This window comes from Streptomyces sp. WMMB 714, assembly GCF_900090125.1.
GTDB lineage: Bacteria > Actinomycetota > Actinomycetes > Streptomycetales > Streptomycetaceae > Streptomyces > Streptomyces daqingensis.
The window spans coordinates 178533-203127 of sequence record NZ_FMHJ01000006.1; the positions used below are offsets into that span (position 1 = coordinate 178533).

The window sequence follows — 24595 nt, forward strand, 5'->3', positions numbered from 1 at the left end:
CTGTTACCGCGACTTCCGCCACTGCGGCCCGGGCCCCGGGGCCCCACACCGGCACCCACCGGGACGTCCTACGGCATTGCGGGCACCTCACCGCTCCGGGCCACGCGGGCGTACCAGAGGCCGCTGTCCTTCACCGTCCGGCGCCGGCTGTCGCGGTCGAGATGGACGAGCCCGAAGCGCGGCCGGTAGCCCATCGCCCATTCGAAGTTGTCGATGAGCGACCAGTGGTAGTACCCCTCCACGGGTGCTCCGGCCTCCAACGCCCGGTGCACGGCGAGCAGATGGCCGTGGAGGAAGCGGACCCGGCGCTCGTCGTGCACGGCGCCGTCCGGTCCGGGGACGTCGTCGAAGACGCCGCCGTTCTCCGTGACCATCAGCGGGACTCCCGGGTAGTCCTCGTGCAACCGCAGCAGCAGCGCGGTGAGTTCGCCGGGAACGATCTCCCAGCCGAGGTCGGTGCGGGGCACTCCCGCCCTGCCCGGCTCCACCTTCCAGGGCCACGGGCCGTCCCCCGGCCCGCCGGCGGCGCTGACGACGCGGCGCGTGTAGTAGTTGACGCCGATGAAGTCGCTTCCCGCGGCGATCCTCTCCTGATCGCCGTCCCGTACGAAGTCCAGCGGCCCCGCCGCGGCCTCCCAGTGCCGCCGCATGTCCGCCGGGTAGCCGCGGCCGTGGACGGGGTCGAGGAACCAGCGGTTGACGTATCCGTCGGAGGCGTGGGCCGCCTCGCGGTCGGCGGCGCTGGCGGGGTCGGCGGGCTGATGGGGGAAGAGGCTGTAGGCGATGCCCGCACGCGCCGTGCCGCCGTGGCGGGAGGCGCGCAGCGCGGTGGCGGCGAGCCCGTGCGCGAGCAGCAGGTGGTGCATCGCCTCCACCGAGCCCCGCAGGTCCTTCTCCCCCGGTGCGTGGAGGCCGAGTTGGTGGCCGAGCAGGCCCGCGATCCAGGGCTCGTTGACGGTCACCCAGTCCTCGACGCGGTCGCCGAACGCCTCGAAGCAGACAGCTGCGTACTCGGCGAAGGCCTCCGCGGTCTCCCGTGCGCGCCAGCCGCCCCGGTCCTGGAGCGGCTGCGGCAGATCCCAGTGGTAGAGCGTGACCAGCGGTTTGATTCCCCGCTCCAGAAGTCCGTCGACGAAGCGGTCGTAGTGGGCGATGCCGCGCGGTTCCACGCGGCCCGTGCCCTCGGGGACGATGCGGGGCCACGCGAGGGAGAAGCGGTGGGCGCCGGTGCCCAGCCGGGCCATCAGGTCCAGATCGGCGGCGCCGTGCTGGAGGCGCGCGTAGAAGTCGCATGCCTCGTCGCCCGTGTCGCCGTTCTCGACGGCGCCCGGAACGCGGCAGAAGCGGTCCCAGATCGACTCCCCGCGTCCGTCGGCGGCGGTCGAGCCCTCGACCTGGAAGGCCGAAGTGGCCGTGCCCCAGCGGAATCCGGGAGGGAAGCGCACGTCGCCGGACGCCGCTCCCGCCGTCGTGCGGGCGTCGCGCTCGTTCACATCTCCTCCTGGAATTCGGGGAGTTCGCGGGCCGTCTCGCACGCGTACAGCAGCACCCCGGCCGACCAGGCGTGGGACAGGGTGAGCAGCATGCCCTTCGCCTGGAAGCACTCGGTCTGGTAGAAGCGTTCGCTGACCATGCCCCGGTAGGCGTTGAAGTCGCCGTCCGCGCGGGCGACGAACTGCCGGAAGCAGTCGAGGTTCTCGCGGGCGGAGCGCAGGTAGTACGGATCGCCGAGGTGGCGTGCCAGCCGTACGGTCTCGGGCAGGCAGATCAGCCCGAAGGCGTGCAGGTGCTGGTTGGAGGGGGACGCCTGGTCGGCTCCGCGGGTGCGGAACCCGTACTGCCCGAGGAGCGTGTGCGGGCCGAAGTGGACGTCGTACGTGTAGCGGAAGGTGAGGGTCCAGTCGGCGGCGCGACGGGCGAGGTCCAGCCAGCGGGGGTCGCCGGGGTCGGCCTCGTGGAGAAGCGTGTAGGCGATGAGGGCGTTGTAGCCGTCCTCGGAGGTGGGGGCGAGGGAGACGTCCTCCGGGGCGCCGCACAGGAACTCGGCCCGTACGTCGGCGGCGTAGTGCGCCGCGGCCCGCCGGGCGGCGTCGAGCAGGGCGGGCTCCCGGAAGACCCCGGCGGCTTCGACGAGGGCGGGTATCCAGGACAGCCCGGCTCCGCCCTCGTGGCCGAGGGGGGCGGCGGTCTCGCTGTCGTGCGCGGCGGGCAGCCGTCCGGTCTCCGGGTCCTGGCCCGCGGTCGCGGCGGCGAGATTCGAGCGCACCGCGTGCTCCCAGTCGGGGTGCTCGGCTCCACGGGCCCGTTCGGCGGTGAGCGCGCGGAGCAGGAAGAGAGTGGCGTCGCCGAGCGTGCGGGCGTGCAGCCGGCGCCTGTCCGGGTGCCAGCCCACGTTCCAGCCGCCGCGGCGGGTCCACTGGCCCCAGAACGTGCCGCCGGGTGTGAGGTTGCGCGCGATGTGGTCGAGGACGCCGGTCGCCGCGGCGGCCCGGTCCGCGTTCCCGGTGCGGCGGGCGTGCAGCAGCAGCGCGTGCGCGTAGGGGACGCCGCTGATCCACGACACGTGCATGGCCTGCCGGTCGCCTGCCTCTCCGAGCGCTTCGCGGTCGAACGCCGCGGTCTCCAGCAGGACGGGCGGGTCCGGCCGGTAGTGCCACTCGTGCAGCCCGTGGGCGGACAGCTCCGCGGCCTCGTCCAGGCCGACCCAGGCCGCGGGCCCGCGGTCGCCGGGCGCCGCCTCGTGCAGGGTGCGCAGGACCGGGGCGTACGCGTGCGGGTCCCCGTCGAGAAGGTGCAGGGTGAAGGGGAGGGTGTGCGTCTCGTCCCGCTGCCACACGTGGGCGGGTGTCTCGGCGGGACGGGGGACGTCGCTCCCGTAGTAGCTGAGCGGCTCCTCGCGGTACGGGGCGTGGAGCCGCAGCGCGGGCCGCCCGCCGGGCAGGAGCGCGAAGCCCACGCCGCTCTCGCCGAGCGCCGTACGTTCGCCGGTGAGGGCGAGGGCGGCGCCGCCCCGGCCGTCGCGAGCGAAGACGGCGGGGGTGGCGCACCGGTCCGCGCGGAACGACCAGGCGTCGGACGTCATGCTCGCCACGTCGCGGGTGCCGGGCTGGTAACGGGGGTAGGGGCGGGTGCAGTCGGGGAGCCGGTTCTCCCCGTAGAACAGGCCGGGTATCAGCCAGCCCGGTGCCTGGCCCTCGTCCAGGGGGCCGAGTCGCAGTTCGACGCGTATCCCGGCGCTCGCGGGTCCGGGCGCGACGCGGCGGACCGTCACCGATCCGTCCCACGCGGCGTGTGCGGTGGCGGTGGCGGTGGCGGTGGCGGTGGCGGTGGCGGTGGAAGAGTCCCCTTCCGGCGGCCCCGGCGCGGTGAGCCGCAGTGCCGCTTCGAAGCCGTGGGCCGTGCCGTGGGCGCACACGCCGCCGTCGGCGTGCCGTTCGACGGTGCGGGCGGGGACGGGCAGGTGCTCGCCGTCCTCCGTCAGCAGCGTGACGACGGCGGTCAGTTCGGCGGCACCCTCGGCAGGACCGCGCAGCAGCAGGCTCCCCCGCGCGCCCCGCACGAGCAGCGGACCCTCTCCGGGCGGCGTGCCGTCGGGGGGAGGCGCGAACTCGCCGTGGGTATCAGACGAGTTGTCGGTCACGGACGTTCCAGCCTTCCAGTCGTACGGTCCGGTCCTCCGGGGGCGCCGCCCGCCAGGCCACCTCCACCTCGGCGCACTCCCCAGGCGCCAGATCGAGCATGTTGTCCGAGAAGACGGCCCAGCCCTCGGACTCGTACGGCCGGGCATCGGCCAGATACAGCCCCAGAGCGGCCGGACCGCCCATGTGCCGGAACCGCACCAGCCCGGCGCGCTCGCGGGCGACGGTCTCCAGCCGGGCCTCCACGTGTGCTTCGGGCAGATCGATCAGCGGGGAGAGGTCGGCGGTGCGGCTGTGCAGCCAGCGTGAGCGGGCGAGCACGCGGTCTCCGCGTCCCCGCAGCTCCAGGTCCAGCAGGAAGAGCGGGCCCGGCAGGGCGGCGAGCGAGGCGGTGAAGTCGCCTGCCCGCGCGGCCGGTACGGAGGTGGGAGGACCGTCCCCGGCGGGTTCGCCCGCGGGCAGCACCTCCTCGGCGTGGACCGTGCCGCCGGTGTCCAGCAGGCGGACGGTGACGGTGCTGCCCTCCTGGCTCGGCGCCTCCTGCTGCCAGGACCACACCTCGGCCTCGAACCGCTCCCGCCCCTGCCAGACCTGCGTGTCGAACCGGGCGCAGACGTGGGCGGGCCTGTAGGCGCGGCGCACCGCGTGGTACCCGGACTTGGGGTCGCCGCGGTGGTCGACGGCCGCCGTGCACCAGGCGTTGGGGAAGGGCTCGTTGAACTGCCACGGGATGCTCCCGGCAGCGCGCGGCGCCCGGCGCAGCGTGGCCTCGACGGCGTACCGCAGCCCGTCGTACTGGAGTTGCCGGCTCGCCCGTCTCATCGTGGCGACGTCCGCGGGCCGTTCGCCGAAGGCGGCGCGCACGAGCGGGGTGTTGTTCCACCACGCGCCGAGGTGTTCCATGACGAAGTTGTCGCGGCCCGTGGGCCATTGCGCGTCCGGCGGTACGACGTGCTCCCAGGTGCGGGCGTTCGCCATGCCCTCCACGCCGAACTCGCTGTGGAGCAGGCAGGTCTGGGCGTCGTAGAGCTCCTGCTGGGCGCCGGGCCCCTGGTGCTCCCAGGGGCCGTGCACGTCGTGCTGCGCGTCGGGGCCGCCAGGGCCGCGCTCGCCCCGCGCGGGCCGGTACAGGAAGTCGCGTCCGGAGGGCGATCCCGGCAACCAGGCGCGGGACGGGTCGACTTCGGCCACCGCTGCCGCCAGTGCCGCGATGGCGGGGCTGTCGCGTTCCGCCAGCGGACGGGCCGTGGCCGTCTCGTGGAGCTCGTTGCCCGGCCCCCACACCGCGAGTGCAGGGTGGTGCCGCAGCGGCGGCAGCAGGGCGCGCGCCTCACGCTCCAGCAGCCGCACGTAGGACGCGTCGTCGCCGGGGACGCTGTCGATGCCGGAGCTGGAGAGGCTGAACTCCTGCCACACCAGGATGCCGAGGCGGTCGCAGAGCCGGTAGAAGTCCTCGCTCTCGACGAGCCCGCCGCCCCAGACGCGCAGCAGCGTCACGTGGGCGTCGGCGGCGAGGCGGAGCAGATGCCCGAGGCGCTGCGGGCGCGGCACCCCGTACTGGGCGTCCACCGGAACCCAGTTCCATCCCTTGGTGTGGATGCGGCGGCCGTTGACCTCCAGGGTGTAGGGCAGCGCGCCGGCGGGACCGCCCGGGTTGGGCACGAGCCGCAGCCGCCGGAAGCCCGTCGCGGCGCGGTGCGTCCCGGCGACACCGCCCTCCTCGTCGAGAAGCGTCAACTCAACGCTGTACAGGGGCTGTTCACCGTGCCCGTTCGGCCACCACAGGGCCGGTCCCGGGACGCTCAGCTCCACGCCGGTGCGGGCGCTCCCCCCGTCCGTCGTCCGCCGTCCCTGCGCGACGACCGCTCCCGACGGGTCCCGCACGGTCGCCGTCAGCGTGCCGGGGCCCCCGTCGGTGACGGCGTCGGCTCGTACGAGACCGGCCCCGCCCTCGTCGACGCTCGCGCCGACGGCGGCGGAGACGAGCCGCAGCGGGCCGGCGACCTCGAGGGTGACGGGACGCCAGATCCCCTGGTGGACCATCCGGGGGCAGAAGTCCCAGCCGTAGCCCATGCGGGCCTTGTGCTCGCGGACGCGGTCCGTGCGCCCCACCTGCGGCTCGGACGGCGGAGCCGGGTGGACGGCGACGGCGAGCAAGTGTGTGCCGGCGTCCGCGAGTTGCTCCGTCACGTCCACGTCGAAGGCGAGGAACATGCCTTTGTGCACGGCGACTTCACGTCCGTCGAGCAGGACGGTGCACTCGTGGTCGACGCCGCCGAAGCGCAGCAGGGCACGCTCGCCGTCTTCGAGCGGGGCCGGCAGCCGCAGCTCGCGGCGGTAGAGCCAGGTGCGCTGCGGAACCCATTCGCAGGCGAGGCTCTGCGTGCCCCGGTACGGGTCGGGCACCTGCCCCGCCCGGTGCAGGTCGTCCAGCACCGAGCCGGGAACACGGGCCTCGAACCAGCCTGGTTCGCCCGGCGGGCGGCCTGGGCCGCACTGCCAGCGCCATACGTCGCCGAGGCAGCCGCGCAGCTGCCAGCCGTCCGTGAGCGGCACGGTGTGCCTCATCCGCCTGCCGCTCCGCCGTCCCGTTCCTTGCCGGAGGCGCTGTCCTGGCCCGCGCCGGAGGCACCGTCCTGGTCCGGCCCGCCCGCGGGCGGGCCGGCCGGGGGCTCCGGGTCCTCCTGCGTGTCCTCTTCGAGCGGCAGCTCCAGCAAGTCCGTCTCGGTGACCGGCAGTCGCGGATCCCGGGGGACGCGGAACGTCTTGATCTCGCAGGGCCCGAAGGCGGCTTCGAAGGACCGCTCCCCGAGCATGGGCAGCGCGATGCGCGCGGTCGCGGCCCGTCCCGCAGACTCGCAGGCGCGCACGACGACGTCGCCGGTTCCGTCCTCGTCCCCCTTGACCACGGTGACGAGCACGCTGCCGCCGCCGTCGTCGGCGTACGCCGCACGCTGCGGCAGCGGCCCCTCGTGGAAGGTCTCCAGCAGGGCGAACGCGGGCTGGTTGAGCTCCGCCGCCCGGCGTACGGGGTCGGCCGCCCGCCAGTCCTCACCGTGCGGGATCAGCAGCATGCGGAACTCCTGCCGCCCCTGGTCGAGATACTCGTAGACGCCGTCGGGGTCGAGCTGCTGCGGCTCGTGCCAGGCGTAGACGGGGCTGCGCAGCGCGGTCATGCCGATCTCGCCGCCGTGCACGTCGTGCCCGTACTTGCCGTCGTTGGCGACGGCGAGTCCCGCCCGGCGCCCGTCGGGCAGGGTGCCGGTCACGTCCACCCAGGCCTGCGCCGGCTCCTCCGTGCCGTCCGGAGTGCGCTCCAGATGCCCGTAGGGGATCTCGTGGGTGGCGGTGACGTCCGAAAGGGCCGTCGGGAAGCGGAGCTTGAGCAGCTTGAGCTTCTCCTGCCAGTCGACCGTGGTCCGCACCTCCACGTGCCGGGAACCGGCGGAGAGGACGAACTCCTCGGCCAGCAGCGAACGCCGGTAGCTGCTCTCCACCCGCAGCACGGCCCGCACCGGCCCGCTCTCGACGAGCCGCACGCGCGTGCAGCCGAAGGCGCCTTCGGCCTTGTCGTACGCGCGCACCCGGTGCCCCCAGGTGTCGGAGGGGTCGTCGACGACGACGGCGTGCGGTCCGGGACGTTCGGGCAGCAGCTCCGTCCCCGCGTCCTTGTCGTACAGCGAGCTGAGCCACCCCGTCGACGGGTCGATCTCCAGCCGCAGATGCGCGTTCTCCAGTCCCGTACCGGTGGCGTGCACCGGAGCGCACCCGGCCGCGGGGTCCTGCCGGCTGCCGGGCAGCAGGTGGTACACGCGGTGGCCCAGCGGAGGGACGGTCGCCGGGAAGGTGATGCGGGCGCGGCTGCCGGCCATGGCGACCTCGGAGCGCGTGTGCTGCACGGGTACGGGGGTGCCCTCGTCGTCGGTGAGGGCGGCGCCGGCGGCGTGCAGGTACTCCGCCTCGATGTCGGCGCGCAGCTCCCACGGGTGGGGGTTGAAGACCACCAGCGGCTGCGTCCGCTCGCGGAGCGGGATGTCGATACGGCGGGCGACGGCCTGGACGGAGCGGTTGAAGACCTCGGCGGCGATGGAGCGGGCACGGCCGTAGTCGTCGCGGGCGTCCTCGTAGGCGGAGCGGATCGAGGTGCCGGCCAGGATGTCGTGGAACTGGTTGAAGAGCACCAGCTTCCAGGCTTCCGCGAACTTCTCCAGGGGATACGCCTCGCCCGTCACGGTTCCCGCCACGGCCGCCCACTTCTCGGCGCGCTGCAGCTCGTTCTCGGCGCGGCGGTTCCACTGCTTGACGCCCGAGTGCGAGGAGTAGCAGCCGGGACCGTGGTGCTGGAGCTCTCCCGCGTGCACGGGTACGTCCTCCCGGCCGCGGATGCGCTCGAAGTACGCCTCGGGGTGGCTGAGCCGCAGAGCGGGGAGCCCGCCGAGCGCGTCCAGCCTGCGGATGCTCTCGATGTTGGCCTTCGTCGGGCCTCCGCCGTGGTTGCCGACGCCGTAGAAGACCATCAGCTCCGGCTCGTCGGGCGGCATCAGGGCCAGCGACTTGTCGAGGTGGCCGCCGATGTCCTGCCCGGGGCTGCAGTACTCGTTCGGCAGGCGGTAGGCCAGCACGCGGGAGCCGTCCGGGGCCTCCCAGTGGAAGAACTGCCCCGGCAGCACCTGCTCGTGAGGTCCGGGACGCAGGAACATGTAGCCGTCCATGCCGGCTTTCCGCAGGAGCTGGGGCAGCATCGCGTTGTGACCGAAGGGGTCGAGGTTGCAGCCCACGGTCGAGGCGGTGCCGAACTTCTCCAGCAGGTACCGCTGCCCGTACAGCGCCTGCCGCACGAACGACTCGCCCGACGGGATGTTGCAGTCCGGCTCGATCCACCAGCCGCCGACGACCTGCCAGCGCCCCTCCGCGACGCGCTTCCTGATGGTGGAGAACAGCTGCGGGTCGTGGCGCTCGATCCACTCCAGGTACATCACGGAGTCGCAGGTGAAGACGAAGTCGGGGTACTCGTCCATGCGGTCGGCTGCGGACTGGAAGGTGGCGCGGATCTCCTGAAGCCCCTCCGGCCAGCGCCACAGCCACACGGGGTCGATGTGGGCGTTGCCCACCATGTGCAGGGTCCGGGAGCGGGAGGCGGGACGGGACGCGGTCATGCTGAGGTCTCCAGCCGGTCGGTGTCGTCGGCCGCGGCGTCCGCGGCCCGGTCCGCGCGGGGGGTGGCGGCTGCGCCGGCGCCGGCCGCCCAGGCGTCCACCTGCTCGCTGAGCAGGTGGAGCAGCGTCAGATGCATCTCCTGGATGCGGGCGGTGGCCGTCGCCGGTACGACGAGGCTGTGGTCGGCGTGTTCGGCGGCGGGCATGCCGTGCTGCTCTCCCCCGCAGAACAGCACGGTCGCGGCTCCCGCCGTCCGCGCCTCGGCCAGGCCGCGCACCACGTTGGGCGAGCGTCCGGAGGTGGTGAAGCCGATCACCATGTCGCCCGGACGTGCCAGGGCCCGCACCTGCCGGGCGAACAGCTCCTCGAAGGAGTAGTCGTTGGCGATGCAGGAGACCACGGAGGAGTCGGTCGTCAGGGCCACCGCGGGCAGCGGCCGGCGTTCGCGGAGGTAGCGGCCGATGAGTTCGGCCGCCAAGTGCTGGGCGTCCGCGGCGCTTCCGCCGTTGCCGAACGTCCAGAGGCGGCCGCCCGAGCGGAACACCTCGATCAACTCGCCGGCGACGGCGTGCAGTCGAGGCATCAGTTCGCGGGTGCGTTGGGCCACGGCGAGGTGGTCGTCGAGCTGCTGGGCCGGCGTTTCTGGCATCTTGCGGTATCGCTCCAGGTCAGGGCGTGCACGGGTCTGCTCGTACGCGTCGCGGGTCATGCGGGTGCCTTCGAGGACGGGGCGAGCGTGCCGTCCTCCGGGCGGGCCCCGGGCGCCGGCAGCCGCTCGAAGCCGATGGCGGCGGCGCCCAGAACGCCCGCCCGCTCCTCCCCCGCAGCGGTGACGACGCGCGCGGCGCCGGCCGCGGGCCCCATCGCGAGGCGGGCGACGTTCTCACGGACGGGAGGCAGCAGCAGATCGGCGGAGCGCGTCACGCCGCCTCCCAGCACGACCAACTCGGGTTCGTAGAGGTTGACGATGGTGGTGAGGCCGCTGCTCAGGGCGTCGGTCGTCTCGTCCCAGACCCTGCGGGCGAGCGGGTCGCCCTCGCGGGCCGCGGCGGCGACGTCCTCGGCGGTCAGTGGATCGGCTTCCCCGAGCAGCGTCGGCTCGCCCTCCCGGTGCGCGCGCGCCACCGCTTCGCGGGCCCGCTCGGCGATGGACGTGCCCGAGGCGTACGCCTCCAGGCAGCCCGCACGCCCGCATCCCGCGCAGCGGCGTCCGTCCGGGCGGACGGTGACGTGGCCGGGCTCCCCGCCGTTGCCGGCGGCGCCCCGGTACGTGCGGCCGTCGATGACCATGCCGCCCCCGATGCCGGTGGAGACCGTCAGGTACAGCAGGTGGCGGGTGCCGCGTCCGGCGCCGAAGCGCCACTGCCCGGCCGCGCCGGCTGTGCCGTCGTTGTCCAGGACGGCGGGCAGCCCGTACGCCTCCTCGGCCAGCCGCGTGACGGGCACGTCGCGCCAGCCGGGCAGGTGGGGCGGTGCGATCAGCGTGCCCTCGGACGAGTCGAGCGGGCCGCCGCAGCCGATGCCGGTGCCCAGCAGCCGCACGGACTCGCTCTCCGCCGCGGCCAGGACGCCCCGGCCCAGCTCCAGCAGCCGCTCCAGCCCGGCCCAGGCGCCGTCCGCCACGCCGGTGGGGCACGTGTCGTAGGAGAGCACGGTCCCGTCGGCGCGTACGACGCCGGCGGCGAGTTTGGTGCCGCCGATGTCCAGGGCGAGTACGGCATCGTCCGTGCCCTGCCCGTCGGTTCCGGCGTGGTCGTCCGGTCTCATCAGCCTTTCCGTCCTTGGGTCGCGATGCCTTCCACGAAGTGCTTCTGGCAGAGGAAGAACGCGATGATCATGGGAACGGTGACGATGACGCTCGCGGCCGCGACGATCTCCCAGCGCATCTCGCCGCCCTCGCCGAACTGGTCCAGCACCGCCTTCAGCCCGCGGGGGACGGTGTAGAGCTCCGGATCGCGCAGGTACACCAGCGGCCGCACCAGGTCCGTCCACGAGGCGTGCACCTCGAAGATGAAGGTCACCACGAGCGCCGGCCGGCACAGGGGTACGGCGATCCTCCAGAACATTCCCCAGTAGCTGGCCCCGTCGATGCGCGCCGCCTCGAAGAGTTCACGCGGCAGCCCGAGGAAGAACTGGCGCAGCAGGAAGATGTAGAAGGCGCTGCCGAACAGGTTCGGCGCCCACAGCGGTATCTGGCTGCTGGCCAGGTGGAGTTCGTTCCACACCAGGTACTGCGGGATCATCAGGACCACCGCGGGCAGCATCATCGTGGAGATGACGAGGGCGAACAGCGCGTTCCTGCCGGGGAACCGGAAGTAGGCGAAGCCGAAGGCCACGATCGCGCTGCTGACCGTGACGGCCACAGCGGCGGCCAGGGTGACCACGGCGCTGTTCCACACCCAGGTCAGCAGCGGGACCTCGCCCCAGATGTCGGCGTAGTTCCCCCACTGGACGGCCTTCGGGATCAGCGCGTTGTCGAAGACGTCCTCCGACGGCTTCAGGGAGGCGCTGACCAGCCACAGGAACGGATAGATGAAGATGACGGAGGTCGCGGTGAGCGCGGCGATCCGCAGCGCCCTGCCCAGCGGTCCGGCCTTCTCCCGCGGGTGCCGCAGCTGCTTGGTCCGTACGGGCGCCCCTCCGGGCTGACGGGCGGGCGTGGGCTCCGGTGCCGGCGGACCGGCGGGCGGCGTCGTCAGCTGAGTCATGGCTGGTCACCCTCGTAGTAGACGAACCGCTTGCTGAACTTCGCCTGGAGCAGGGTGATCACGAGGATCACGAGGAAGAGCAGCCAGGCGAGTGCGGAGGCGTATCCGAGGTGCATGTACTGGAACGCCTGCTGGAAGAGGTGGACGACGTAGAACAGCGCGGCGTCGTTGCTGTAGGTCTGGGAGTTGGCCGACCCGAAGAAGGCCGTGTACGCCTCGGTGAAGGTCTGGAGCGAGGCGATGGTGTTGACGATGAGGGTGAAGAAGAGCGCTCCGGAGATCTGCGGCAGCGTCACGTGGACGAACGCCTGCCAGCGGCCCACGCCGTCGATCTCCGCCGCCTCGTACAGGTCCTGCGGGACGTTCTTCAGCGCGGCCAGGTAGATGATGACCGTCGAGCCCACCGACCAGAGCTGGGTGAGGACGAGTCCCGGTTTGATCCAGTCCCCGTCGGTCGTCCAGCTCGGACCGTCGATGCCGACGGAGCCCAGGACGGTGTTGATCAGACCGACGTTGCCGTTGAACAGCAGCAGGAACAGGATGCCGACGGCGACCGACGGCGTCATCACCGGCAGGTAGAAGAGGGTGCGGAAGAGGCCCGTCGCCCGCCCCACCCTCACCAGCAGCACGGCGAGGGCCAGCGCGATCGCCATGGAGAGCGGCACCCTCAGCACCGTGAACAGCAGCGTGTTCATCAGGGACTTGGCGACGGCCGGGTCCTCGAAGAGCTGCTGGTAGTTCGCGGTGCCCACGCCCTGCGGGGCGGTGATGCCGTCGTAGTTGGTGAAGGAGAGGTAGAGGGTGGCGAGCATCGGCCCCGCGGTGAGCACGACGAAGCCGAAGATCCACGGCGAGAGGAAACCGTAGGCGGCGCGCGTCTCGCGGCGGCGCCAGGACGCGCGCCAGCGGCGGGCGCGCTCGCGCCGGCCGGCGGCCCGGTCCGCAGCCGGGCGGGCGTGCGGCGTGCGCTCCGTTCCGGGGGCCTTCGCCGTGCCGTGGCCGGCTGCGGCCGGCTCCGCGCCTGAGGGCGGGCTCGCGGTCTTGTCGGGCACAGCCATCACTTCCGCCCCTGGTTGGCGATGTCGAGGGCGCTCTGCGCCTCCCGCTGGGCCTGTTCGAGCGCCTGCCCGGGCGTCTGCTCGCCCGAGAGGACCCGGTTGCAGGCGTCCTGCCACGCCTGCTTGAACTCGGTGCCGGCGGCGTTGGCGGGGACGGCGAAGCCGGACTCCTGGATGTCGTAGAGGCGGCGGGTCGCCTCGTCGAAGGACTTCTCACCCGTCGGCTTCCACACCTCGGACTCGATGATCCTGTCCGCCTCGCGGTTCCCGCTGAAGTCGCCCGTGTAGTAGGCGTCGCGGCCGCGGGTCTCCTTCGCCTTGGCCTTCGCCGCCTTCACCCAGGAACGCGTCGACGTCATCGACTTGATGAAGGTGCAGGCCTCCTCCACGTGCCTGCTGCCCTTGGGGATGGCCCAGCCCGTTCCGGAGACGTAGTTGACGGGTTCGCCGTCGCGGTCCTTGAAGTAGCCGCTGCCCAGGTCGACTTCGGGCGAGGTGTCGCCGAGGACGGAGAGGTACCAGTCCTCCATGGGGTAGGCGCCCACCTGGTGCTCGGCGATCTGGTTGGCCCGGCCGAACTGGTCGAAGGAGTCGCGCAGCGCCTTGAACTTCCCCCAGCCGCCCTGCACGTCGATCAGCCCGGACGTGTAGGTCAGGGCTTCGACGACGCGGGGGCTGTCGAGACGAGCCGTCCGCCCGTCGTCGCTGATGAGGGAGCCGCCGTTGGCCTTCACCCACAGCGGGAAGAACTCGGGGATCTTCGGGTCGAAGCCGATCCGGGTGAGCTTCCGCCCCTGGCGCTCCTGGAGTTCGGCGGTGAGGCGGCGCAGCCCCTTCCAGTCGGAGGTGTCCACGTCGGACGGGCTGTGGCCGGCCTTCTTCAGCACCGAGGCGTCCATGAGCAGGATGCGGTTGTCGAAGCTGTCGGGCATGGCGTAGACGGCGCCGTCCAGCGTCGCCTCCTCGATCGCGGAGGGCTGGTACTTGTCCAGGTCGATGTCCTCCCGGCGCAGGCAGTCGGTCAGCGGCAGCAGCGCCCCGCGTGCCGCGTAGCCGCCGATGAGCGTGCGGTCCATGTTGACCACGTCGGGAGGGTCCCCGGCGGCGACCGCGGAGAGGAACTGCTGCTCGTCGAAGGCGCCCTCGTTGACCTGGAGTTCGACTCCGCCGAGCGCCTTGCGCGCATCGTCGACGCGGGACGTGGCGATGGCGTCGCCGAGTCCGAAGCCCATGGTGATGAAGGTGTCGGAGGAGCCGCCGGCGACGCTCACACCGCCGCACGCGCTGACCGGCAGCAGCCCGAGGACGGCGGCGAGTGTGCACGCGGCGCGGCGTGTTCGCCCTGGTGGTGCCGCCATATCTCTCTCCTTCGGGCAACTGGCCGACACGGCACGGTGGTTGGGGAGGCGGAGCGGCACGGACGCGCTGCGGATGGCCCGGGGGACCCCGTCCAGGCATGTGGCATCGATGCCATGTGAGAACGTAACCACACGGGGTGGAGGCGTCAATGCATCGGACGCACTCCCTTGACCGGCTCCCCGGCCCGGCCCTCGCGGCCGCTTCCCGGCGCGGGACGTGCCCGCCCGCACACACGTCGGGGGCGGCCGGACGGCCGCCCCCAGTGACCCCCGCGCTCAGCCTCGGTCGCCGCTCCCGCCGGCGAGAAGCCGCCAGGTCACGTCGATTCCCGTCTCGGCGGGGGCCGTCGGCCCTCCCTGGACCGGCGCCCGTCCCGCCTCGGTGAAGCCCAGACGGCGCGGGACGGCCGCGCTGGCGGTGTTCGCGGCGTCGTGGTGGATCTCCACACGGTCGATGCCGGGCAGTTCGAACGCCCAGCGGACGAGGGCCGCCGCGGACGTCGTGGCCAGGCCGCGTCCCGTCCAGGCGGGGTGGAGCCAGTAGCCGATGTCCAGTCCGCCGGGACCGATGCGGCGCATCAGCCCGCAGCTGCCGGCCAGTTCACCGTCGCGGAGGATGGCGTACTCGTACGCCTCGCCGCTCCGCCAGCTCTCCTCGCTCGCGGCCAGGAAGGCGGCCGTTCCCGCCAGGTCCTGCCCGGAGGCCCACGGCATCCAGGGCGCGAGATGCTCGCGCGCATCGTCGACGACCGCGTACAGGACGGCGGCGTCGTCCACGCGGAGGCGACGCAGTTCTACCTGTCCGGAAATCCCGCTCTCAGGTGGCTGCTCCATGCACAGATGCTGGCGCGGGCCCTGCGGGAGCGCCACGCAATTTCGGTCCGGACGGGCCGTGGCGGGGCGTCAACCGCGCCCTGCGGGCCGGGACGTCGACCCCCGTACGACGAGTTCCGGCTGGAGGATCAGCGTCTCGGCCCTGCCACTGCCCCGCCGCAGGCGGTCCAGCAGCAGCGCCGCCGCCCTGCTGCCCATCTCGAAGACGGGCTGGCGTACCGCGGTCAGCTGGGGCTCGACCATCCGCATCCACGTCTCGTCGTCGAAGGAGACCACCGAGCAGTCGCCCGGCACCGTCAGGCCCCGCCGGCTCAGTTCCTGCCAGACGAGTTCTGCGACGACGTTGTTGGCGGCGAAGACCGCTGTCGTCCCGGGGTTGGCGTCCAGCAGCGCGGGCAGCGCACCCCCCGCAGCGCTGTCCCGGCCGCGCAGCCCCAGGTCCAGCACCCGGCGGCGCGCGTACGGGACGCCCGCGTGCCGCAGCGCCGCGCGGTAGCCCTTCACCCGGTCCTTGCCCGTCGCCCACTCCGTCTCGTCGACGACCACGGCGATCTCCCGGTGGCCCAGGCCGAGCAGGTGCTCGACGGCGTCGCGTGCGCCGCTCCCGCTGTCGATCGCCACGGCGTCGCAGCCGCGCACACCGGAGCGCCGGTCGACCTCGACGACGGGAGTCCCGTGCTCGGCGAGGAGTTCGGTCGCCGTACGCCCCACCGGCGCCAGGAGCACCCCGTCCGCGCGCATCGCCACGAACGCCCGCGCCCCGTCGGCCGCCCGCTCCTCGCTGCCGTGGTCGTCGACGAGGACGACCTGGTAGCCGGCGTCGGAGAGGGTCTGCTCCACGCCGGCGGCGAGCTGTGCGTAGAACTGGTTGCGCAGGTCGGAGACGAGCAGCCCGATCACCTTGCTGGAGCGGCCCTTGAGCGTGCGGGCGGAGACGTCCGGCACGTATCCGAGCCGGTCGGCGGCCTGGCGCACGCGCTCCTTGATGTGGCCGGCCACGTAGCCGTGGCCGCCGAGCGCGCGCGAAGCCGTCGAACGCGACGTGCCCGCCTCCTGGGCGACCTCGTGCAGCGTGACGCGGGCACGCCTGCCCCTGGACGCACCGCCGCCGCTCCCGGCGGCCCCCTGCTTGGCCATGTGCTCTTCTCTCGTCAGGCGTCGTGCGCCGCTCCGTGGCGGGCGTCCGGCCGGTCAGCCGCGCGGGCCGCCCCGGCCTCCCGGGAGGTCGCCGCCCCCGCACGCCTCCCGCCAGCGGGCCCAGGACGCGCCCACCGCCGCGTAGTCGGCCTCCTCCAGGGGCTCGCCCGTACGGTCCAGGTGCGTCGCCACGTACAGGGCCGGAACTCCCAGCTCGTGCTTCACGGCGCAGTATTCCCGCCACTGCTCGCGGTCCGGTGCGCACCAGTCGTCGGTGTCGAGCAGCAGCCCGGGGCAGGACGCCCTTGCGACGGCGGCTCGTTGACGCATCTGGGGCACGACGGGGGCGTACGGATCCGGGTCGTCGAGGCGCAGCATGTCGTTCAGCCGGATCATATCGGTCACGTCCGCGAACGCCGGATGGGGCGTGTGGGTGATGACCAGGGCGTCCGGCTTCGCTTCCTTGGCCGCGGCGTGAATGATCGCCAACTGCCGGTGCAGGAGGGCGATTCCCCAGTGGGGGCCGTGCGAGGTGAGGCAGGCGCCCGACGGGGTGTCGGCGGTGAAGTCGATCTTCAGGCCGTCCGCGTCGAGACCTTTCGGGCCGAGCATGCGGGCGATGTTGTCCGCCAGCAGGGCCTGCGCTCCGGGGTGGTCGGGGTCGAGGGCCACGGGCCTTCCGTCCGGGGTCCGCACGCACATCTCGTCCGGCACGCCCTCGGTGGCCCAGGCACGCCACCACAGCAGCACCTTCCGGCCGTCGGCGTGACGCTCGTCGATCCAGCCCCGCAGATCGGGCCACTTGACGGTGTCCGGTTCCCAACTGCCGTAGGCGCGCTGCCACTTGTCGTCGATGACGACCGTGCCCGGCCTGAGTCCGTACTCCGCGAGACGGGCGAGGTAGGCGTCGTAGTTCGCGGCGGTGCTCAGCTCCGGCGCGGAGGCCGCCGTCCCGGCCGCGTCGGCGCTCTGCGCGCCCCAGCCGCAGAACATCGGCTCGGACCACCAGCCGGGCCGGGAGGGGTGAGCGTCGGACGGGCCCGACCGGCCAGGTCGGCCAGGCTGATCTGGCCGACCGGACACACCCTCTCCGGCGCTCCAGCCGCGTGCCGTGAGCCAGCGGCGGTGTGCCCGCAGCCCCTCGTACGGGTCCGGGTGGCCGGGCGAGACGAGCAGCGCCGGAGTGGTGAAGGAGCCCTCCACACGGGTGTGGCCCTCGTAGTCCAGCCGCAGGTGGAAGCCGCCTTCGGACGGCACGTACGCCATCTCGGCGAAGCTCATCTCGCGTACGGGCGCGCCCGCTCCGAGCGTCCACCAGCCGTGCTGCGCGTGCCCGGCTGCGGGGTCGGCGCCGTCCGGCAGCCCGTCCTGGGTGAGTGCGAGGCACAGGGGCGCGGGCGTGAAGAACCAGTGCCCGCGGCCCGGACGGGCGTCCCCCGAAGCGCCGATGACGGCACTCTCCCCCGCGCCGCGGGAAAGCCTGCGCGGGGGCCCGGGGTTGGGCGTGAAGAGCGTCCGCCAGGCGTGGCCGCTGGGGCGCAGCCCGCCGCCCCTTCCGCCGAGGGCGGCGCGCGCCGCGAACGGCAGGACGGCCGTCAACGCACCGCTGCCGGCGGCCTCCCAGTGGAACTGCGGCCCCTCGGGCGTGCACTCGATGCGCGTACGGGCCTGCTCCCACGCGGTGCTGCGGCGCTCGACGGTCACGAGGGGACGGCCCTCGGGGCCGGTGCCCAGTCGTGGCACCGAGACCGAGAGCGTCTCGTCGGGGACTTCCGAGCGGTCCAGGGCGCCGGGAAGCTGGAGCAGCACGGGATGGTGGACGGCGCCGTGCGGCGTATCGGGGCGGGCACCGCCGGAGCCGGATTCATGGTGGCGCAGTACCGCGGTGAGCCCGTCGGCGCCGACCGTCATCCGGTAGCGCGCCGCGGTGACTTCGATCGCGCCGTCCGGCGTCCGGCGGGCCTCCGGTGCTCCCGCCGCTGCCGCCCCGGTGTCGCTCGTCGGATCGCTCGTCGGATCGCTCATCGGACGCTCACCAGCGCCTCGGCCTGCTGCCCGAACCGCATCCGGCCCACCGTCACGTCGACGGCCAGGCGCAGCCGTTCGGCCGGGGCCGTGCCGGGCGGCACATGCAGCTCGAACGCCGCGGTCCCCTCACCGTGCCCGGCGATGTCCACGCGCCGCAGGGCGGGTTCGGCGATCCAGCCCCGCGGCGCGCACAGGGTGACCTCGGCCGTCTCCCGCGACGGGAACGGGTTGAGGACGGCCGCCTCGATCCGCAGCCGTCCGCCCGGGCGGACGGCGCTGCGGTACGGGTCGATGCGCGCGGCGAAGCCCTCGGCGCCGAAGTCCACCTCGCGCGGCAGCAGTTCGCGGTGGAGCCGGGCCAGCCTCCGGCCCTCCTCCAGGAGCATGTCCAGGTAGGCGTCCGTGACGTCGAAGGGCTGCCAGTGCCCGCTGATCATCAACTCCGGCCGCACCGCCCGGTACAGCTCGGCGCTCGCGGTGAAGTCGTCGACGCGGAATCGGTTGCGGTACTGGTAGTTGAGCAGCTCCGGGGTGATGCCCGGTTCCCACGCGGTGTCCTGCTGGTCCCCGGTGGCCATGACGGCCCGGCCGTCCACGGTGAAGGAGTAGGCGGCGGCGTAGAGCGTGTGGCCCGGAAGTTCGTGGACCCCGATCTCGTACTCGCGCCACCGCACCGGTTCTCCGGCCGGCAGCTCCCGGTCGACGGGGATCGGGTCGTACCACAGGCACGGCAGGTCCCAGCGTTCGGGCGAGTGCAGCACCGGTGCGATGTGGGAGGGCGACCACACCTCGGTGCCGTACACCTCGCGCAGCAGGTTGAACCCCGCCACGTGATCGTCGTGGTAGTGGGTGGGCAGGGCCACCTCGACGCGGTCCACGCCGTGCTCGCGGCGCAGCGCCTCGACGGAGGCGAGCAGCGGCCTGCGGGAGGAGCGGTCGTGTCCGCCGGGCAGGCCGGTGGACAGGTCGTAGCCGAAGTCGAGGAGCAGCGCCGTGCCGTGGTCGGAGAGCAGGGCGTAGGTGTTGGCCATGCTGGTGGTGTTGCGCAGCAGGTGCGGAGTGATCTCGCGCCACGGCCGGTAGAGCTTCTCCTCGGGCTCCCACGGCGTGCGGCGGCGCATGTCCAGCAGCTCCTGGAGGGCGGAGCGTACGCGCGCGACCGCGGCCGGCGGGTCGGTGACGATCTCCCCGTGCGAGGGAAGCAGCAGGTCGGGGCCGCGGTCGAGGACCTGCATGCAGGACAGGACGGTCGCGGCGACGCCCTCCATACCGGCCGTCTCGTGGAATCCGGTGTAGGCCCACTGGGTGGCGGCGAGCGACCACACGCGGCCTTCGCCGTGCACGAGGTCGCCGGTGAAGGCGAGGCGGCGCCCCGAGACGTCGGCGAAATAGCCGACGGAGCCCACGGTGTGGCCGGGGAGAGGGTGCGTGTAGACGTCGTACGCGCCGTAGCGGCGTGTGCGGTACTCCTCGACGGTGCCGGCCACGGGCACCTGCTCCAGCAGCGAGTAGCGGTCCTGGCGCACGTCGTAGTCGTTGTCGAGGGGACGGGTGCGCCAGTGCTCGTCGACGCGGGCGATCAGGTCGTGCTCGACCGGCGGCACCCAGATCCGGGCCCCCGCGGCCGCGGCACGGGCGAGACCCTGGACCTGGTCGCGGTGGTGGTGGGTCACCAGCACGTCGGTGACCTCGTCGACGCCGTACTCCTCCAGGTGGTCGAGAACGTCGCCGCTGCCGAAGTCGACGAGGACGGCGGCTCTGCGCCCGGGGTCCCTCAGGACGTAGACGTGGCAGGTGTCGGCGTGCAGGAAGACGTCGTCACAGATGCGCACCGGGTGTCCCCTTCCGGGCCTGCGTCGTCATGGCATCGATCCCATGTGGGAACGATGCCACCCGCCGCGAAACAGCGTCAACAGGCCCGGCGCGGAGGCCGGGGACCGACGGCCGGGCTCCGGGTCCGGCCGGTCGGCCGGGCCCCCGGGCGCCGGTACGGCCGGGGCGCCGGTCAGATCACGCGGGGGTCCAGTCGGGCCGCCGGCCGCCCAGGCCCACCGCACGGTCGAGCAGCGGCGCGTCCGGCGGAACCTCCACGACGGGGCCGAAGATCGAGTCGCGCTGCTCCAGCGCGGCCGGGTCCGAGAGCATCTCCACCGAGACCCGCAGGCTGCCGGGGTCGCCGGAGTAGGGCTGCCCCGTCGCCCGCGCCAAGTCCCAGCCGTGCAGCACCAGTTCGTTCAGGGCGACCGTCCCCGCGACGGCGCCGGGCAGCGTGATGCCCCCTGCCTGCGTCTCCCCCTCCCACGCGTCCTCGCTGCGCCACGCGGCGGCGAGCTCGTCCAGCTGCCGTGCGAGCCGGTTGCGCCAGTCGGCGGGCAGCCGCGGGGTGCCTTCCTGCGGGGGCGTGCCGGTCGCGGGGCCCGGCTCCTTGCGCGCGGCGTCCCGGAAGGCCGCGGTCAGGCCCAGCATGTGGACCAGCAGGTCGGCCACCGCGTAGGACTCGCACGGTGTCGGGAGGCCGAGCTGCCCGTCCGAGACTCCGTCCAGCAGAGCCCTCACGTGGCGGGCCTGCGGTTCGAGATCGATCATGGTCGTCACTGCATACACCTCGTCCTTCTGGGTCCTCGGTCCTTCCACGGGCGGCGGCGGCCGGTTCCGGTCCTCCGCGGCCGTCCGCCCACCTGTAGGGACTGCCGGGGCGCGGGGAAGTCATCGCGGGACCGGGCGGAACAACAGCCGGTCAGGGTGCGTTGTGGTGACATCGGCTGACGAAGAACGGGAGATTTCGCATGAGCGGCCTTCTCAGAGGATTGAGACCCCTGGCCTTCGGCGCCGAGCCGGCGGGCGAAAGGCTCGCACGCATCGAGCGCTCGCCGCACTACGACAAGGAGGCCGGCCAGTTCCGCAATCCGGTGGCGGCCTCGATCCGCCCCCGGCCCACCCACGGCCGGAGCGCCCTGATGCGCGCCCTGCTGCGCAGCGAGGGCCGCAAGCCCGCCGGTGCCGTCCCGCTGGCGCGCCCCGATCTCGGCTCGCCGCCAGCGTCCGGGCTGCGCCTGACCTGGCTGGGGCACTCCACGGTGCTGGCCGAAGTGGACGGCAGGCGCGTGCTGTTCGACCCGGTGTGGGGCATGCGCTGCTCGCCCTTCTCCTTCGCCGGGCCGCGACGGCTGCATCCGGCTCCCGTCCCGCTGGAGGCGCTGGGCAGGCTCGACGCGGTGGTCGTCTCGCACGACCACTACGACCACCTCGACATGCCCACCATCCGCGAACTGGCCGCGAGCGACGCGCACTTCGCGGTGCCCCTTGGGGTCGGCGCGCATCTGGAGCGGTGGGGCGTCGAGCCGGCGCGCTTCAGCGAGCTGGACTGGCACGAGACGGCCGAGGTCGCGGGTCTGCGCCTCACGGCGACGCCCGCACGCCACTTCTGCGGCCGCGGCCTGCGCAACAAGCAGCGCACCCTGTGGGCCTCCTGGGTGGTGGCAGGCCCCGAGCACCGGGTCTTCCACAGCGGCGACACGGGGTACTTCCCCGGCTTCGCCGAAATCGGCGCGCAGCACGGACCGTTCGACGCGACGATGATCCAGATCGGCGCCTACAGCGAGTTCTGGCCGGACATCCACATGACGCCGGAGGAGGGCCTGCGGGCGCATCTGGATCTCACGGGCACCTCGGGGGCGCTCCTGCCGATCCACTGGGGGACCTTCAACCTCGCGCCGCATCCGTGGGCGGAGCCGGGCGAGCGCACCCTCACGGCCGCGAAGGAGGCAGGCGTACGGGCGGCGGTCCCGGTTCCGGGCGGCTCCTTCGAGCCGTCCGCGGAGGACCTCCCCGGCCACCCCTGGTGGCGCGAGCCGGGCACGCGGCCGCCTGAGGCGGACACCCCGCCCGAGGCCGCGCCGGGGCCCCTGAAGCTGGACAGGGCCTGACGGCCGGACGCCGGGAACGTCGCCGCCGCGGCGGTTCCGGCGTACCGCCGGAGCGGGTCAGGAGTACTGCATCTCCTCGAGCATGCCGAGCAGGAGGGAGCGCGTCTGCCGCGCCGGCGCGGCGTCCGTCACGAGACGGTCGACGACGTGCCGGTAGTGGTCGACCTCCTCCCGCTCGGCGGGGTAGGTGGCGCCGATCAGCTGCTCCAGGTAGATCAGGTCTGGCAGCTCGCGCTCGGGCATCCGGATGAGCGTGACCGGGCCTCCGGCGGCGGCGTGACCGCCGGCTTCGAACGGCATCAAGTGCACGGTGACGTGCGGGAGATCGCACATCGCGACGAGGTGCTGGATCTGGCCGCGCATCGTCTCGGGGCCCCCGACGGGCCGCCGCAGCGCCGCCTCGTCGATCACGGCCCACAGGTGCGGCGGCTGCTTGCTGTGCAGCACGCGCTGCCGCTGCATGCGCAGTTCGACGCGGCGGCTGATCCGCGCGCCGGGAGCGCCGGGGTGGCCGAGAGCGATCACCGCGCGGGCGTACTGCGGGGTCTGGAGCAGCCCGGGGACGAACTGCACCTCGTAGGTGCGGATGACGTCGGCGGCCTGTTCCAGCCCCAGGTACGTGCGGAACCAGTCGGGCACCGCGTCGCTGTAGGCGTTCCACCAGCCGGGCTGGTTGCTCTGCGCGGCCAGAACCTGCATGGTGGCGCGTTCCGCCTCGTCGGAGACGCCGTAGATGGTGAGCAGGTCGGCGACGTCCCGCTCCGTGAACCCCCTGTGGCCGCCCTCGAGTTGGGCGATGTTCTCGTCGGAGACGCGTATGGCGTCCCCCGCCTCGCGCCTGGAGATGTACTGCGCCTCGCGCAGCTTTCGCAACCGCTCGCCCAGCACGAGCCTGGGCACTGCGGGTCCGCTGGGACGGTCCGGGATTCTGCGGTCGGGCGGCCCGCCCGACACCTCAGTGATGCGCATGATGAAGCTCCCCGTGCAGTGACCGGGTCGGTCTCGCCACAGTGAATACGTCTCCGCTCAGGTCCACCCCGCCTCGCCCGCAGCGAGGCGCGAAATGCCACGACACTGCTCGTCCTCATTCCCGCACATGCCCCTGTCCAGTCTCCGCCACCATGACCATCGGGCCGGGACTGTTGCGCAAGTTGCACAAGGGACGGAATGTACGGCCTGTGGCGCCAATCGGCCAATGCCAGGGGCCGAAAATACTCCCTCACAACGGAGGGTGGCGCAACCTGCGGGTTTCCAGGCGCATATTAGGCTCGTACGCGTCCCCCCGAAGGTCCTGATCCCCACGTTCCCGCAGGCACCGCAAGCCTCCACCTCTCAGGAGCGCCCATGACCACCTCCGGCGCACCGGCGAAGAACTGGGCGGGCAACACCGTCTTCCACGCCCGCCGCACCCACCGTCCCTCCTCCGTCGAGGAGTTGCGGGACATCGTCGCCTCGGCGGACCGGATACGGGCGCTGGGCAGCGGCCACTCCTTCAACCGGATCGCCGACACCGACGGCGACCTGGTGCGGCTCGACGGACTCCCCCCTCTCGTGGAGCCCGGGACCACGGCCGGAGAGGGGCGCACGGTCACCGTGGGCGCCGGAATGCGGTACGGCGAGGTGGCCGGCGTGCTGCACGAGGCGGGACTCGCTCTGGCCAACCTCGCGTCCCTGCCGCACATTTCGGTCGCCGGCTGCTGCGCGACCGCGACGCACGGATCGGGTGACTCCGAGAAGTGCCTCGCCGCGGCGGTGACAGCGCTGGAGTACGTCGGCCCGGGAGGCGAGTTGGTCGAGGTCCGCCGCGGCAGCGACCCGGAGACCTTCCCCGGCATGGTCGTCTCCCTCGGCGCCCTCGGCATCGTCACCCGGCTGACCCTGTCGGTGGAGCCCTCCTTCGAGGTCTCCCAGCACGTCTTCACGGGCGTTCCGCTAGCGCGGCTCGCCTCGGACTTCGACGAGATCTTCGGATGCGCCTACAGCGTCAGCGCGTTCACCGGCTACGCCGACGGCCTGGCGCGAGTGTGGGTCAAGCGCCGCGTCACGGAACGGGACGCCGGTACGCGCCGCTCCGGCTGGGAGGGCACGACCCCCGCGGACTGCGCCCACCATCCGATTCCGGGTATCGAACCCACGCACTGCACCGAGCAGTTGGGCGTCCCCGGGCCGTGGCACGAGCGGCTGCCGCACTTCAGGCCCGACTTCACCCCGAGCAACGGTGAGGAACTCCAGTCGGAGCTGCTGCTGCCCCGCTCGGCCGCGCCCGCTGCGCTCGCCGCGCTGCGGGAACTCGGCGGCCGCGTCGCGCCCGTGCTCCAGATCTCCGAGGTCCGCACCGTCGCGGCGGACGACCTGTGGCTGAGCCCCGCCCACCGGCAGGACTGCGTCGCCTTCCACTTCACCTGGGTCAAGGACGCCGACGCCGTGCTGCCCGTCATCGAGGCCGTCGAGGAGCGGCTGCTGCCCCTCGGCGCCCGCCCCCACTGGGGGAAGCTCACCGCCCTGCCGCACGAGGAGATCGCGGGCCTGTACGAACAGGCAGGCGCGTTCCGGCAGTTGCTGTCCGAGCGGGACCCGCACGGCAAGTTCCGCAACCCCTTCGTCGACGAGGTCTTCGCCCCGGCGTACAGCGGCTGAGACGCGGCGGACGAGGAGCCCGGCCGGGGCCGGCCCGCCTTCCCGCCGCCCTTGGACGGCGCCTGCCGGGGAACCCGGAGCTGTGTCGTGCAGTCCGCCGATGCATCCGAGGGG

17 protein-coding genes are annotated in these 24595 nt (G+C 73.1%); 2 read left to right on the forward strand and 15 right to left on the reverse strand.

Features of this window, described 5'->3' with window-relative positions:
• Nucleotides 1-68 precede the first annotated feature (68 nt).
• From H181DRAFT_RS12860 to H181DRAFT_RS12925, 14 genes are all read right to left on the reverse strand, one after another.
• Nucleotides 69-1493, reverse strand: coding sequence for a GH1 family beta-glucosidase (locus tag H181DRAFT_RS12860; RefSeq protein WP_045864524.1), 1425 nt, complete (start codon nt 1491-1493; stop codon nt 69-71).
• Nucleotides 1490-3640 (reverse strand): hypothetical protein, encoded by a 2151-nt coding sequence (locus H181DRAFT_RS12865; RefSeq protein WP_052708572.1) that lies wholly within the window; start codon nt 3638-3640, stop codon nt 1490-1492. Before H181DRAFT_RS12865 ends, H181DRAFT_RS12860 begins: the two co-directional genes overlap by 4 nt.
• Nucleotides 3621-6206, reverse strand: a complete 2586-nt coding sequence (locus tag H181DRAFT_RS12870) for a glycoside hydrolase family 2 protein (RefSeq protein ID WP_052708573.1) — start codon at nt 6204-6206, stop codon at nt 3621-3623. Before H181DRAFT_RS12870 ends, H181DRAFT_RS12865 begins: the two co-directional genes overlap by 20 nt.
• The gene (locus H181DRAFT_RS12875) at nt 6203-8794 is read right to left on the reverse strand and encodes an alpha-mannosidase (protein ID WP_074467841.1); all 2592 of its coding nucleotides are present in this window, start codon (nt 8792-8794) and stop codon (nt 6203-6205) included. Before H181DRAFT_RS12875 ends, H181DRAFT_RS12870 begins: the two co-directional genes overlap by 4 nt.
• Complete coding sequence (locus H181DRAFT_RS12880; protein WP_074467842.1) at nt 8791-9504, reverse strand: D-sedoheptulose-7-phosphate isomerase; 714 nt, start codon at nt 9502-9504, stop codon at nt 8791-8793. The genes H181DRAFT_RS12875 and H181DRAFT_RS12880 overlap by 4 nt, the downstream gene beginning before the upstream one ends.
• Nucleotides 9501-10562 (reverse strand): ROK family protein, encoded by a 1062-nt coding sequence (locus H181DRAFT_RS12885; RefSeq protein ID WP_045864525.1) that lies wholly within the window; start codon nt 10560-10562, stop codon nt 9501-9503. The genes H181DRAFT_RS12880 and H181DRAFT_RS12885 overlap by 4 nt, the downstream gene beginning before the upstream one ends.
• Nucleotides 10562-11503: a carbohydrate ABC transporter permease gene (locus tag H181DRAFT_RS12890; RefSeq protein WP_078895707.1), complete on the reverse strand. Its 942-nt coding sequence runs from the start codon at nt 11501-11503 to the stop codon at nt 10562-10564. Before H181DRAFT_RS12890 ends, H181DRAFT_RS12885 begins: the two co-directional genes overlap by 1 nt.
• The gene (locus H181DRAFT_RS12895; protein ID WP_078895708.1) at nt 11500-12561 is read right to left on the reverse strand and encodes a carbohydrate ABC transporter permease; all 1062 of its coding nucleotides are present in this window, start codon (nt 12559-12561) and stop codon (nt 11500-11502) included. The genes H181DRAFT_RS12890 and H181DRAFT_RS12895 overlap by 4 nt, the downstream gene beginning before the upstream one ends.
• Nucleotides 12561-13919: an ABC transporter substrate-binding protein gene (locus tag H181DRAFT_RS12900; protein WP_045864526.1), complete on the reverse strand. Its 1359-nt coding sequence runs from the start codon at nt 13917-13919 to the stop codon at nt 12561-12563. Before H181DRAFT_RS12900 ends, H181DRAFT_RS12895 begins: the two co-directional genes overlap by 1 nt.
• Before the next feature lie 276 nt (nt 13920-14195).
• Nucleotides 14196-14753 carry a GNAT family N-acetyltransferase gene (locus H181DRAFT_RS12905; protein WP_045864768.1) on the reverse strand — a complete coding sequence of 186 codons (558 nt, stop codon included), beginning with the start codon at nt 14751-14753 and terminating at the stop codon, nt 14196-14198.
• Nucleotides 14754-14822: 69 nt separating this feature from the next.
• A complete protein-coding gene (locus tag H181DRAFT_RS12910; protein ID WP_045864527.1) occupies nt 14823-15890 on the reverse strand; it encodes a LacI family DNA-binding transcriptional regulator in 1068 nt (355 codons plus the stop codon).
• A 54-nt stretch (nt 15891-15944) separates the two neighbouring features.
• Nucleotides 15945-17915: an alpha-amylase family protein gene (locus tag H181DRAFT_RS12915; RefSeq protein WP_045864528.1), complete on the reverse strand. Its 1971-nt coding sequence runs from the start codon at nt 17913-17915 to the stop codon at nt 15945-15947.
• Nucleotides 17912-19750, reverse strand: a complete 1839-nt coding sequence (locus H181DRAFT_RS12920; RefSeq protein WP_045864529.1) for an MBL fold metallo-hydrolase — start codon at nt 19748-19750, stop codon at nt 17912-17914. The genes H181DRAFT_RS12915 and H181DRAFT_RS12920 overlap by 4 nt, the downstream gene beginning before the upstream one ends.
• 178 nt (nt 19751-19928) lie before the next feature.
• Nucleotides 19929-20504, reverse strand: a complete 576-nt coding sequence (locus H181DRAFT_RS12925) for a TIGR03086 family metal-binding protein (protein ID WP_045864769.1) — start codon at nt 20502-20504, stop codon at nt 19929-19931.
• A 200-nt stretch (nt 20505-20704) separates the two neighbouring features.
• Here H181DRAFT_RS12925 and H181DRAFT_RS12930 point away from each other — a divergent pair, with 200 nt between their 5' ends.
• A complete protein-coding gene (locus tag H181DRAFT_RS12930; protein WP_078895709.1) occupies nt 20705-21844 on the forward strand; it encodes an MBL fold metallo-hydrolase in 1140 nt (379 codons plus the stop codon).
• Between the two features lie 57 nt (nt 21845-21901).
• On the opposite strand, the gene H181DRAFT_RS12935 is transcribed toward H181DRAFT_RS12930, so the two are convergent.
• On the reverse strand, nt 21902-22813 hold the full coding sequence (locus H181DRAFT_RS12935) for a helix-turn-helix domain-containing protein (protein WP_045864530.1): 912 nt from the start codon (nt 22811-22813) through the stop codon (nt 21902-21904).
• A gap of 375 nt (nt 22814-23188) precedes the next feature.
• Here H181DRAFT_RS12935 and H181DRAFT_RS12940 point away from each other — a divergent pair, with 375 nt between their 5' ends.
• Entirely contained in the window at nt 23189-24481 is a 1293-nt protein-coding gene (locus H181DRAFT_RS12940; RefSeq protein ID WP_045864531.1) for a D-arabinono-1,4-lactone oxidase, read from the forward strand.
• The last annotated feature ends 114 nt before the right edge of the window (nt 24482-24595 follow it).